The organism is Gordonia sp. 852002-50395_SCH5434458 (genome assembly GCF_001665905.1).
Taxonomy (GTDB): Bacteria; Actinomycetota; Actinomycetes; order Mycobacteriales; family Mycobacteriaceae; genus Gordonia; species Gordonia jacobaea.
The window spans coordinates 49,120-61,447 of record NZ_LZTC01000043.1 but is presented as its reverse complement, the minus strand read 5'-3'; the positions used below and the strand labels follow the sequence as shown (position 1 = coordinate 61,447).

11 protein-coding genes and 1 pseudogene are annotated in these 12,328 nt (G+C 67.2%); 4 read left to right on the top strand and 8 right to left on the bottom strand.

The window, feature by feature from the left end:
- Window positions 1–123: 123 nt before the first annotated feature.
- Window positions 124–666, top strand: a complete 543-nt coding sequence (locus tag A5785_RS10680; RefSeq protein WP_005202667.1) for a B-4DMT family transporter — start codon at window positions 124–126, stop codon at window positions 664–666.
- A gap of 11 nt (window positions 667–677) precedes the next feature.
- Here A5785_RS10680 and aroB read toward each other — a convergent pair whose 3' ends face one another.
- The 8 genes from aroB to alaS form a co-directional block, all read right to left on the bottom strand.
- A complete protein-coding gene (aroB, locus tag A5785_RS10675; protein ID WP_005202666.1) occupies window positions 678–1,784 on the bottom strand; it encodes a 3-dehydroquinate synthase in 1,107 nt (368 codons plus the stop codon).
- Window positions 1,781–2,344 (bottom strand): shikimate kinase, encoded by a 564-nt coding sequence (locus A5785_RS10670; RefSeq protein ID WP_373278526.1) that lies wholly within the window; start codon window positions 2,342–2,344, stop codon window positions 1,781–1,783. Before A5785_RS10670 ends, aroB begins: the two co-directional genes overlap by 4 nt.
- A complete protein-coding gene (gene aroC, locus A5785_RS10665) occupies window positions 2,338–3,546 on the bottom strand; it encodes a chorismate synthase (RefSeq protein WP_005202664.1) in 1,209 nt (402 codons plus the stop codon). Before aroC ends, A5785_RS10670 begins: the two co-directional genes overlap by 7 nt.
- Before the next feature lie 49 nt (window positions 3,547–3,595).
- Entirely contained in the window at window positions 3,596–3,979 is a 384-nt protein-coding gene (locus tag A5785_RS10660) for a prepilin peptidase (RefSeq protein ID WP_005202663.1), read from the bottom strand.
- Window positions 3,980–4,087: 108 nt separating this feature from the next.
- Window positions 4,088–4,945, bottom strand: a complete 858-nt coding sequence (locus A5785_RS10655) for a shikimate dehydrogenase (protein ID WP_005202657.1) — start codon at window positions 4,943–4,945, stop codon at window positions 4,088–4,090.
- A gap of 4 nt (window positions 4,946–4,949) precedes the next feature.
- A complete protein-coding gene (mltG, locus tag A5785_RS10650) occupies window positions 4,950–6,431 on the bottom strand; it encodes an endolytic transglycosylase MltG (protein ID WP_005202655.1) in 1,482 nt (493 codons plus the stop codon).
- Window positions 6,432–6,864: 433 nt separating this feature from the next.
- Entirely contained in the window at window positions 6,865–7,293 is a 429-nt protein-coding gene (ruvX, locus tag A5785_RS10645; protein ID WP_005202653.1) for a Holliday junction resolvase RuvX, read from the bottom strand.
- Window positions 7,290–9,962, bottom strand: coding sequence for an alanine--tRNA ligase (alaS, locus tag A5785_RS10640; RefSeq protein WP_005202652.1), 2,673 nt, complete (start codon window positions 9,960–9,962; stop codon window positions 7,290–7,292). Before alaS ends, ruvX begins: the two co-directional genes overlap by 4 nt.
- 389 nt (window positions 9,963–10,351) lie before the next feature.
- Between alaS and A5785_RS24020 the strand changes: the two are divergent.
- The 3 genes and pseudogenes from A5785_RS24020 to A5785_RS10630 all read left to right on the top strand — a co-directional run.
- Window positions 10,352–10,408 (top strand): annotated as a pseudogene (locus tag A5785_RS24020) (hypothetical protein); the annotation flags it as partial.
- Window positions 10,409–10,417: 9 nt separating this feature from the next.
- Entirely contained in the window at window positions 10,418–11,056 is a 639-nt protein-coding gene (locus A5785_RS10635) for an MmyB family transcriptional regulator (RefSeq protein ID WP_005202651.1), read from the top strand.
- Between the two features lie 72 nt (window positions 11,057–11,128).
- Window positions 11,129–12,322: an MFS transporter gene (locus A5785_RS10630; RefSeq protein WP_156528034.1), complete on the top strand. Its 1,194-nt coding sequence runs from the start codon at window positions 11,129–11,131 to the stop codon at window positions 12,320–12,322.
- Window positions 12,323–12,328: the final 6 nt, after the last annotated feature.

Here is a 12,328-nt window from a genome sequence, read left to right as displayed (position 1 = left end):
CGCCCCCCCCCCCCCCCCCCCCCCCGCGGGGGCCGCCCCCCCCCCCCCCCCCCCCCGGGGGGTGGGGGGGGCCCCCCCCCCCCCCCCCACTCCCGCGTGTTCGAGATCACGTCACCCATGAGTATGCTGTCGGCCATGGTGTCCTGGTTGCTGCGCGGTGTCGTCATGACCGCGGTCCACGTCGTCGCTCGTGTCTTGCTCGGCATCGCCGTGGTGCAGTCGCCACTGCACTCGACGGCATGGAAGACCATCGCGGTCGCAGCCGTTGTCTTCATCGCGCTGGTCTGGGGCGGGTTCGACGGTATCCGCGACGCCCGGGCACATCCGGACCCCGACGACTACGACGACCTCACGATCCGTTGGCTCAAGGCAGGCGTCTTCGCCGGCCTCGTGTCGTGCCTGATCTGCTGGATCCTCGGCACCATCGGTGTTCAGGGCATCAGCGAATCGAGCTTCTTCATCGAGATCATCGCGGGTGGCTCGTTCATCGCGCTTCTCATCTTCTTCCCGGCGTTCATCGGGGCGTCCCTCGGCCGCTGGCTCACCCGCCGCGACCAGCGCAAAGAACAGCGACGTCTCGACGAATCCAACCGCGACGACGACACCGCCGTCATCGAGCGCACCGACGACCGCACGGTCGCGAAGTCGGGCGCCGACCCCGCCTGATCAGAGCGTGATCAGAGCAGCGTGGTGCCTGCGGTCGGACGCTCGGAGGCGATAGCCGAATAGGCCGCGACAAGCAGGCCGGGATCGGGGCCCTCGAGCCTGCCCGGCTTGGCCAGTCCGTCGAGTACGACGAACCGCAGAACGCCCGAACGGTTCTTCTTGTCGCCCGACATCCCCTCCAACAGATCGGGGAACGCGTCGGCGTCGTATGTGGTCGGCAAGCCGACCAGTTCGAGGATGCTCCGATGCCGGTCCGCCGTCTCGTCGTCGAGTCGTCCTGCGAGCCGCGCCAATTCGGCCGCATAGACCAATCCGACGGCCACGGCGGCACCGTGGCGCCACCGGTAGCGTTCACGACGCTCAATCGCATGCCCCATCGTGTGTCCGTAGTTCAAGATCTCGCGCAGTGACGATTCCTTGAGGTCGGCGGAGACGACGTCGGCCTTGACCTGGACCGAACGTCGGATCAGCTCCGGCAGCACCGGACCGGTCGGGTCGGTGGCGGCGGCGGGATCGGCTTCGATGATGTCGAGGATGGTGGGATCGGCGATGAATCCGGTCTTGATGACCTCGGCCAGACCCGCGATGATCTCGTTGCGCGGCACCGTCTCCAACGTGGCGATGTCGATGAGCACGGCGTCGGGTTCGTGGAACGAGCCGACGAGATTCTTGCCGGCGTCGGTGTTGATGCCGGTCTTGCCGCCGACAGCGGCGTCGACCATGGCGAGCAGCGTCGTCGGTATGTGGATGACACCGATCCCGCGCATCCAGGTGGCCGCGACGAAGCCGGCGAGGTCGGTTGCAGCTCCCCCGCCGAGCGCGATGACCTTGTCGTTGCGCTTGAGACCGATACGCCCGAAGACATCCCAGCAGAACGCGGCAACCGACAGGTCCTTACCGGCCTCCGCATCGGGAATCTCCACGCGATGCGCATCGAATCCCTTGTCCGCCAAGAACTCTCGCACCTGCTCTGCCGTCTGCGCGAGAGTCGGCTGGTACAGCACGGCGATCCTGTCGGCGCCGACCGCTGCCTGCGCCACCTCGTCGAGCAGCCCGCGCCCGATGACGACGTCGTAGGGCGACGCCCCGTCGACCCGGATGGAGATCGGCTCGGTCATGAGGTTCTCCCTGCTGTGAGTTCGTCGGCCAACGCCAGAATGATCAGATCGGCGACGGCGTCGGGATCGCCATGCGCGTCGACTTCGACGCGCGCGACCGCCGAATAGGTTTCTTCGCGTTCGGCGAGCAACGAGCGGTAGCGCTCTGCCGGATCGTCGGAGGCCAGTAGCGGGCGATCGGACTCGCGCACCCGGGCGAATCCCGACTCCGCACTGACGCGCAGGTAGAAGACACGATGCGCATCGAGAGCCATACGCACGTCCGCCGTGGTGACAGCGCCACCGCCGAGCGCGACGATCCCGCTGTGCGTTGCGAGCACGTCGGCGACGACCTCCGCTTCGAGTTCCCTGAACTTCTCGGGACCATCGGCGACGAAGATGTCGGGGATGGACCGTCCGGTTCGTCGCACGATCTCGTGATCGGTATCGATGAAGTCGACGCCGAGCCTGTCGGCGAGCAACCTACCGACGGTCGACTTGCCCGCACCCATGAACCCGACGAGCACAGCGGCGGGTCTACTCGTCGATGTCACGCCCGCTGCCGCAGGTGTGTTCACGATCGCGCTCCGCGCTGCGCGACACGCTTGAGGTATCCGGCCAGATTGTCGGAGGTCTCGGTCGCCGAATCGCCACCGAACTTCTCCAGGGCAGCCTGTGCGACGACGAGCGCCACCATCGACTCGGCGACGACGCCCGCAGCGGGCACGGCAACGACGTCGGAACGCTGATGGATGGCCTGCGCCTGCTCACCGGTCGCCATGTCGATCGTCGAGAGTGCGCGCGGCACCGTCGAGATCGGCTTCATGGCGACACGGACACGGATGTCCTCACCGTTCGTCATGCCGCCCTCGAGGCCGCCCGCGCGGTTGGTCGACCGCAGTACGCCGTCGGATCCGGGAACCATCTCGTCGTGCGCGGCGCTGCCACGACGACGTGCGGTCTCGAAGCCGTCGCCGACCTCGACACCCTTGATCGCCTGGATACCCATGAGCGCGCCCGCCAGGCGCGAATCGAGGCGGGTCTCTCCGCTGACATGCGAACCGAGCCCGACCGGGACGCCGGTCGCGACGATCTCGACGACGCCGCCGAGCGTGTCGCCTTCCTTCTTCGCGGTCTCGATCTCGGCGATCATCGATTCCTCGGCAGCCTTGTCGAACGCACGCACCGGGCTCTCGTCGATCGCGGCGAGGTCGGAGATCGTCGGCGGCGGACCGACATACGGAGTGCTGCCACCGATCGAGATCACGTGCGAGATCACCTCGATCCCGAACACCTGACGCAGGAAGTTGCGCGCGACGGTACCTGCCGCGACGCGCGCGGCAGTCTCGCGGGCGCTCGCGCGTTCGAGCACCGGCCGAGCGTCGTCGAATCCGTACTTGAGCATGCCGGAGTAGTCGGCATGCCCCGGCCGGGGTCGGGTCAGTGCGGCGTTACGCGCGCTGCCCTCGAGCTCAGCGGGGTCGACGGGATCGGCCGCCATCACGGTCTCCCACTTGGGCCACTCGCTGTTGGCGATCTCGATCGCGACGGGCCCACCGAGGGTCAGCCCGTGCCGCACGCCCCCGAGCACGCTCACCTTGTCGGCCTCGAACTTCATGCGCGCACCACGCCCGTAGCCGAGCCTGCGGCGTGCGAGTTGTTCGGCGATGTCGGTCGAGGTGATCTCCACCCCGGCGACCATGCCTTCGACAATGGCAACAAGGGCCGGGCCATGAGACTCTCCGGCAGTTATCCAGCGCAACACAAGGATCAATTGTTCCATGTGACGGCGGCGACACCCCAACCACGTCGTGCCACCCCGCGTCTTCTCCTCACGAGCCGGCCACGAGCAGCGCCACACCCGAGGCGATCATCGGCGGCCCATGTGGCCAGCGCTGCCGCCCTCGTCGCATCAGCAACCCGATCACCTGAGCGACGAGCACCATCAGCAACGCCGACGCCGGGTCGGCGAGCATGCCTCCGAGCGCGAACGCCAACTTCACGTCGCCACCACCGCAGAGACCGGTGAGCCACCCCACGAGGTACGGGCCCGCGGCAGCGACAGCGGCAAGCGCGATGCACGGTCGCACACACGACGAGACCCCGACTGCGACGCAACCGGGCCACAGCAGAACGGTCGGCAACCGCGAGGTGCGACGGTCGATGTCGGCGAGCGCGGCCAGCCACAGCGCGACCAGGCAGCCAACGGGTTCCATGCACGACAGTCTCGACGACGCGGCGCGATCCGACTCCCCGCCGCCGACATGCGCGGCGCACCTGTGGATCGGGCCGTGTCTGGGGATGGAACAGGGTGTGTGGAGGGATCAGTCGAGCGCGGCGGCCATCGCCTCACGCGGTGCGACACGTCCCGTGAACTGCTCCACCTGGCTGTACGCCTGGTTCAGCAACATCACCAAACCCCCGACAACGCGCCCTCCGCCGGCCGACACGGCGTCGGCAAGCGGCGTCGGCCACGGGTTGTAGATCACGTCGACGAGCGCGCGCGTCTGCGTGAGCGAGTCGATGATCGGCTCGACCGCCGCCGCGGGGACCGTCGATACGACGACGCCTGCGTCGGCGCTCGCCTCGAGGAGTTCTCGCGACGGACGGAACGGAAGGAAGCGCACGTCGAGATCGAGTCGCCGCGCGAGCTCGACCACGTCGGACGCGCGTCCCTCGTCGCGCGCGACCACCGTCAGTTCAGCGAATCCGGCTTCCGCGATCGCGGCCACGCTCGGCAGCGCGGTTCCACCCGCCCCCACGAGGACGGCGTGCGGACGCTCGGCCACCGCAACGTCGACCTCCCGCAGGGCACCGATCATGCCGTCGATGTCGGTACAGTCGGCGCGCCAGCCGTTCTCGGTGCGCACCAGGGTGTTTGCCGAACCCACGAGGACTGCCCGCTCGGTGCGTTCGTCTGCGACCTCGAGTGCGACACGCTTGCCGGGCATGGTGACCGACAGGCCCACCCATTCGGGCGAGAGCGCGCCCACCAGTTCGGGAAGCCGACGCTCGTCGCACTCGATCCGCTCGTAGGTCCAGTCATCCAATCCCAGGGCACGGTAGGCCGCGAGATGCAGGTCGGGTGAGCGCGAATGCGAGACCGGCGAGCCGAGGACCGCGGCACGGCGGCCCACCGTGCCACCGACGGGAGCGTGCCGTGGCGGAGGTGTCAGATCCATCGACTCAACTACACCCCGTGGTCAGGAGCTTGTTGTCGCACGCCTTCTCGCGGTTGCGTTTGTGTTCGTCGAAGGTGTCGGCGAACAGCGTCGTACCCTCGCGGTCGACGGTGACGAAGTACAGCCAGTTGCCGCTCTCCGGATGTTCGGTCGCCTCCAGCGCACGCTCGCCGACCGCGCCGATCGGCGTAGCCGGGAGCCCCTTCATCTGATAGGTGTTCCACGCGTTGTCGGACTTGTACGCCTCACCGTCGAGGTCGATGTTGGTCACCGTCGCGGTGTAGTTGGCGGTCGAGTCCATCTCGAGGCGCTGGTCCTTGTCGAGACGGTTGAGGATCACCCGCGCGACCTTGGCGTAGTCGTCCGGCTTGGTGACCTCGCGTTCGACTACAGAGGCCGACACCAAGGTCTGATACGGCGTCAGACCCGAGTCGTTGGAACCCTCTGAACTCAAACCCCACTGCGCGAAACGCTGCCCGCTCTGCGAGATCAACTGCTGCAGGATCTGCGTCGCCGACATATGCGGGTCGATCGTCTCCCAGGTACCCGGAGCTATCAGTCCCTCGATCCGCCGGTGATCACCATTGAGCTTCTCGACGTCGGCGACCGCCCAATCGGGCACTCCGAGTTGCTGCGCGGGGGTGCCTGCCGCCGCCTTCTGCAGGTCGTCGACCGACACCCCGATCTTCTGTCCGTTGACGGTGACGGATGTGGCATCGGAGATCTTCTGGAAGATTCCCGGCGTCGTCTTGCCGTCGACACCCTTCTTCGTGTCGAGCTGCAGGCCCTCCGGAACCACGACCCGACCGACCCGGTGCGTCGTCCCGTCGGTGAGCATCTGCACGGCTGTCGATGCGGGAATCTCGGTGCGCAACTTGTAGTAACCGCCCGAAATGGCTTGTCCGTCAGCGGCATTGATGAATGCGCGCTGACTGCCGACGACGTTGTCGTCTGTGAGGATGCGTCCGAAATCCTTCAACGTGGAGTTCTGCGGAATGTCGACGATCACGTCGCCGGTACCCGCGGCGTTGGTGTAGTCCTTGCGCGAGTCCAGCATGCCCGCCGCACGCAACCCGTAGTAGCCGACACCGACAACCGCGATCAGCATGATCGCGATGACGGCCGCGAGCACAGTTCGTCGCTTGCGTCGTCTGCGTCGCGATTCGGGTGTATGAGTGCGAACTCTCCCCCTGCGCGTCGGCGAGATCGGTTGGTCGTGGTCGATGGAGTCGTACGACTCGTCGGGCTCGATCGACTCGAGTGCGACAGGGGCTTCCTGGTAGTCGTGGGCTTCCTGGTAGTCGTGGGCCCCCTGGTAGTCGTGGGCTTCGTAGGCCTCCGGTGCGACTGTCGCGCGCGACGTCACCGGGGCGTCGGCCTGTGCCGTCTCAACCGGCGCCGGATCGACCGGGGTTGTATCGAGTTGATGGTCGACGGGCGGCGTCGGCGAGATGCGTTGCGGGCGGGCACGACGCGGTGTGGCCATGTGGAAGGTATCCACCGACTCGCCGTCTGCGGACGGTTCCGGTCGGCGAACGGGCCGATCGGTCGGCTGGGGCCGGGTAGCGCGAGCCTCTGGCCCACTCTGGGCCGGGCGCGCGACACGACCCTGCGGAACGTCTCGCGCCGGCTGGGGCGACTGCGCGCCGTCGGTGCGCGGGCGTTGGGGCCTGGGAGTGTCGGTGCGGACTACCGGTATCTGCCCCGTAGTCCCGGTGCGTCGACGCCGATGCCGGTTGTGCGGCTTGCCGTCGGCCGGTTGTGTGAAGTACCGGAGTCGCTCGAGATCGAGTCCTTCGGTAGGATGATCAGAGAGTTCACGATGACGATTCCGATGCCGTTCGTCGGTCACCGAACGTCCCCTCCCTCATATCTGACGACTCGCATGGCGAGATGGTCCGTGGACAGCGTTGAACCACTCATCGTCGCGAATCCAGCCACCCCTGAAGAATAGCGACCGCAGCCGCCTGATCAATCACCCCGCGCGACGCCTTCACGCTGCGTCCACTGGCGTGCAGCGCCTGCTGCGCAGCTACGGTGGTGAGTCGCTCGTCAGAAAACACTACTGAAATCCCCTCAAGTCCTTCGGCGAGTCGGGCCCCGAAGGCGCGTGCCTTCTCGGCTGCCGGACCGTCCGTGTTGCGCAGCGTCTTGGGCAACCCGACGATCACCTCGACGGCGTCGTACTCCTCGACCAGTGCACGTAGTCGCGCCACCGCGGCGTCGACGTCGGCTCCCGCGACCGTCTCGACGGGAGTCGCGAGGATGCCGTCGGGATCGCTCACGGCCACCCCGATCCGCACGCTCCCCACGTCGACGCCGAGACGACGCCCCCGAGTCAGACTCATCGGCCGACGATCTCCCGAATGCGGGTTCGCGCGGCGTCGATCCCCGCGGCGTCGGTGCCCGATCCCTGCGCGAGGTCGGGTTTGCCACCGCCGCGTCCACCCACGAGTGGCGCGATCTCCTTGACCAGGTCGCCCGCTTTGATGCCCGCCCCCCGCGCGGCGTCCGTGGTGGCGATGACGAACGGCACCTTGGTGTCGTCGCCCTCACCGGTCGTCGAGAACAACGCGATCACGGCCTGCCGGTCACCGACGCGGCCGCGCAGATCGGTCGCGATACCGCGAAGGTCGTTCGCCCCGACTCCCGGGACAACCCCGCCGACCACGAACGTCGAACCGACGGTGTCGGCGGAATCGAGCAGGTCGCCTGCCGCCGAGCGAGCAGCGTCGGCACGCACCTTCTCGAGCTGCTTCTCCGCATCACGCAGGCGTGTGACGAGCTGCTCGACGCGGCCGGGAACCTCGGCGGAGGGCACCTTGAGTGACGACGCCAGTCCCGCGAGCAACGCACGCTCCTTGGACAGGTAGCGGAACGAGTCCATTCCGACGTACGCCTCGACGCGACGCACGCCTGATCCGACGGAGGATTCGCCGATCAACGTGACCGGTCCGATCTGCGCCGACGACGCCACATGCGTTCCGCCGCAGAGCTCCATCGAGAAGGGTCCGCCGATCTCGACGACGCGTACGACGTCGCCGTAGTTCTCGCCGAAGAGCGCCATCGCGCCCATCGCCTTCGCCTCGCTCAGACCGGTCTCGAACGTGTGCACCGGGTAGTTGGACTCGACGGCGGCGTTCGAGATCTCCTCGATCTGCTGCCGCTGATCCTCACTCAGCGCCGAGCCGGAGTGGAAGTCGAATCGCAGATAGCCGGGCCGGTTGAGCGATCCGGCCTGAGTCGCGCTGGGGCCGAGCACCTCGCGCAGCGCGGCATGGACCATGTGCGTACCCGAATGTCCTTGTGTCGCACCGTGTCTCCACGACTGATCTACTGAAGCGATGACCTCGTCGCCGTCGTGGATCTCGCCTGCGTCGACGGTGGCCTTGTGCAGCCACACCGATTTGCCGACCTTCTGCACGTCGCTGACGGTGAGTCGGGTGCCATCGCTGGTGGTGATCGTGCCGACGTCGGCCATCTGACCGCCCGACTCCGCGTAGAGCGGCGTGCGGTCGAGGATCACCGTGGTCTGCTCGCCGGGGCCTGCCGACCGCACGCGCGTGCCGTCGGTGATGAGACCGAGCACTCGTGCCTCGGACACCAACTCGTCGAAGCCGGTGAACTCGGTGGGGCCACGGTCGAGGAACTCGCGGTACACCGCGGCGTCGGTGTGTCCGGTCTTGCGGGCCACCGCGTCGTCCTTGGCGCGCTGCTTCTGCTCCGCCATCAGTTCGGTGAATCCCTGCTGATCGACGTCGAGGCCTGCCTCCGCGGCCATCTCGAGCGTGAGATCGATCGGGAAACCGTACGTGTCGTGCAGGGTGAACGCGTCGTTGCCGCTGATCGTCTTCTTGTGCGCCGCCTTGGTGGCCTGCGCGGCGTCGGCGAACAGCTTGGACCCGGCCTCGAGCGTCTTGGCGAACGACGTCTCCTCGCCGACCGCGACGGTGACGATGTGGGCGCGCTGCTCGGCGAGTTCGGGGTACGACGGCGACATGACGTCGATCACCGTGTTCACGATGATCTCCATGGTCGGCTTGGCATCGCCGAGCAACCGCATGGAGCGGACCACGCGGCGCAGGAGTCGCCGCAGCACGTAGCCGCGTCCGTCGTTACCTGGGAGCACGCCGTCGCCGATGAGCATCACCGCGGTGCGGGCGTGGTCGGCGATGACGCGGAATCTCACGTCGTCGTCGTGATTGCCCGCGCCGTAGCCCCGACCGGTCAACTCCGACGCCAGGTCGATGAGCGGCTTGAGCAAGTCGGTCTCGTAGACGTTGTCGACATTCTGCAGCAGGCAGGCCACGCGCTCGACGCCCATACCGGTGTCGATGTTCTTCTTCGGCAGCGGGCCGAGGATCTCGTAACCTTCCTTGGCTCCACCGGGGCCTCGCTCGTTCTGCATGAACACGAGATTCCAGATCTCGATGTAGCGATCCTCGTCGGCTTCGGGTCCGCCTTCGACGCCGTAGGCGGGGCCACGGTCGTAGAAGATCTCCGAACACGGACCGCACGGGCCGGGCACGCCCATCGACCAGTAGTTGTCCTTCATCCCGCGCCGCTGGATGCGCTCTGCGGGAACACCGATCTCGTCGCGCCAGATCGCGAACGCCTCGTCGTCGTCGAGGTAGACCGTCGGCCACAGCTTCTGCGGGTCGATGCCGTATCCGCCGTCGTCCACCGACGAGGTGAGCAGATCCCACGCGAAGCGGATGGCCTCACGCTTGAAGTAGTCGCCGAACGAGAAGTTGCCCGCCATCTGGAAGAAGGTGTTGTGGCGGGTGGTGATGCCGACCTCTTCGATGTCGAGTGTGCGGACACACTTCTGCACGCTGGTGGCACGGTCGAACGGCGGGGTCTGTTCACCGAGGAAGTAGGGCTTGAACGGCACCATGCCGGCGTTGACGAACAGCAGGTTGGGGTCGTCGAGGATCAGCGAGGCGCTGGGCACCTCGGTGTGTCCGGCCTTGATGAAGTGATCCAGGAATCGCTGCCGGATCTCATGCGTCTGCACTGGGTTCTCGTCCTCGGTCGTCGTGGTGCGTCTGGAAGGTCTGCGTCGGACTGACTCGGGGCGTGCGCGAATCCGACGATCTGCGACATACCAGCCTACCGCCGCGCCAGCGCGACTCCTTACTGGCGTCGTCACCAGCACGAGAAGGCCGTGCGTGGCGGCGTCGCGTGACCGCGTTGGTGGCTGTCACCGACAGGGACAGGCACGCGACGGCCGATCGCGCGACCATGGACCGGTGACCAACGGATACACGGCCGCCGAGCAACTCGCCGACTTTCTGCGCAGCCGCCGAGCAGCACTGGTACCCGCCGACCTCGGCGTCGTCACCACGGGGCTTCGTCGGGTGCCCGGGCTGCGTCGAGAAGAACTCGCAGAACTCGCAGGCGTCGCTGACCTACTACACCCGTCTGGAACAGGGCGCGGCGTCGAATCCGTCGACACAGGTCATCGACGCGTTGGCACGCGCGTTGCGGCTCGACGAGGTCGAACGTGCACATCTTTATCACCTTGCGGGCTCGGCGACTCCCCCGCCGGTCCGAGCGCGGCTGCGTCCCGGTCTCGCGACGCTGCTCGACGCGATGCCCGACGTCGACGCGATCGCACTGTCGCCCGTCCAGGACATCGTCGGGTGGAATCGCCTGGGACACGCGGTGCTGGCGAGCCACCTCGACCCTGCCGCCCCGACGTCGGAGACACCACCGAACAAGGTGTCGATGTTGTTCACCGACCCGGCCACGCGTGCGCTGCACCGTGACTGGGAGTTCGAGGCAAGGCTGGCAGTCGCCTCGTTGCGATACGTCACGGCACCCCTGGTCACGACGACCTCGCGCACCCACGACATCGACCTTCTCGTCGCAGACCTCGCTTCCCGCAGCGCCGACTTCGCCCGGATCTGGGCGCAGCACCCCGTCGAATCCTGTTCGAGCGGCACCAAGCGCTTCCGGCATCGGATCGTCGGCGATCTCGACCTCACCTACGAAATGCTCCATCTCCCCGAAGAGGACGGGCATCGGTTGATGCTCATGCACGCCACACCCGGTTCGTCACACGACGACGCGCTCCGTCTGCTCGCGAGCACGACTCTTTCCGGCTGAACCCCCGCCACCTGTTCACCCTTTCCACGCCGGTCACCGACCGCTGCGTCATCTCGTCGTGAAGGACACACCATGAATGAGACGACAACTCCCGCAACAGATTCCACGATGAACCAGGCGACTGCCCGGACGCACGCCCGAGCGGGTCTGACCGCGCTGGCCGTCGGCGGATTCGGGATCGGCCTGACCGAGTTCATCATCTCCGGACTGCTTTCCGACGTCGCGGAGTCGCTGCGCGTATCGGTACCCACCGCGGGTGCGCTGATCTGGGGATATGCGCTCGCCGTCGCTGTCGGAGCTTTCACCGTCACCGCATTCCTCAGCAGGCGACCACCCAGGCGCGCGCTGGTGGTGCTGCTGTGCCTGTTCATCGTCGGCAACGTGCTCACTGCCCTCGCACCCACATTCGACGTGGCGCTGCTGGGCCGCGTGATCACCGCGATGTGCCACGGCGGCTACTTCGGCATCGGCGCCGTGCTGGCTGCCGACCTCGTGGCGCCGCACCGCAGGGCCGGCGCGATCGCGGTGATGTTCACCGGCCTGACTGCGGCGAACGTGATCGGAGTTCCCTTCGGAACCGTTGTGGGCCAACACTTCGGCTGGCGGGCGGCGTTCTGGATGGTGAGCGTCGTCGGAGTTGTCGCACTGGTCGGGATCGTTGCACTCGTCCCGTCACGACCGGCGCCGACGTCGAGCGGCGGATCGGCCTACCGTGTCCTGCTTCGACCGCAGGTGCTGATCTCGATCGTCCTGACAATGGTGCTCTTCGGCGGAGTGTTCGGCGCGTTCATTTACATCGAGCCCCTCGTCACGCATGTCACGGGCTATCCGGAGTCCGCGGTGGCCTGGCTGCTGATCGTTTTCGGGCTCGGACTGTGCGTCGGCAACATCGTGGGCGGCTGGGCCGCCGATCGCAACCTCACGCTCACACTGCGCACTCTGCCCGTGCTGCTGACCCTCACCCTCGTCGCCTACGCACTGCTCGCACACGTGCCGGTCGCCGTCGCGATCCTGCTCTTCGTCATGGGCCTCGTCGGGTTCGCGACCAGCCCGCCGCTGCAACTGCGGGTGATGCACTTCGCGGGCGACGCACCGACCATGGCGTCGGCAGCCAACATCGCCGCGTTCAACGTGGGCAACGTGATCGGCACGTTTCTCGGCGGACTGACGATCGGCGCAGGGCTCGGTTGGGTGTCGCCGGTGTGGGTGGGCATCGCAATGGCCGCGGCAGCAACGGCTCTGGCGTTCTCTACACGCCACCGCTGAGCGGCG

Bases quoted from the DNA above. Each gene is read 5' to 3' on its own strand.
- A5785_RS10680 (WP_005202667.1), top strand. From the start codon at position 124: ATGCTGTCGGCCATGGTGTCCTGGTTGCTGCGCGGTGTCGTCATGACC.
- aroB (WP_005202666.1), bottom strand. From the start codon at position 1,784: ATGACCGAGCCGATCTCCATCCGGGTCGACGGGGCGTCGCCCTACGAC.
- aroC (WP_005202664.1), bottom strand. From the start codon at position 3,546: ATGGAACAATTGATCCTTGTGTTGCGCTGGATAACTGCCGGAGAGTCT.
- A5785_RS10660 (WP_005202663.1), bottom strand. From the start codon at position 3,979: ATGGAACCCGTTGGCTGCCTGGTCGCGCTGTGGCTGGCCGCGCTCGCC.
- A5785_RS10655 (WP_005202657.1), bottom strand. From the start codon at position 4,945: ATGGATCTGACACCTCCGCCACGGCACGCTCCCGTCGGTGGCACGGTG.
- mltG (WP_005202655.1), bottom strand. From the start codon at position 6,431: ATGGCCACACCGCGTCGTGCCCGCCCGCAACGCATCTCGCCGACGCCG.
- ruvX (WP_005202653.1), bottom strand. From the start codon at position 7,293: ATGAGTCTGACTCGGGGGCGTCGTCTCGGCGTCGACGTGGGGAGCGTG.
- A5785_RS10630 (WP_156528034.1), top strand. From the start codon at position 11,129: ATGAATGAGACGACAACTCCCGCAACAGATTCCACGATGAACCAGGCG.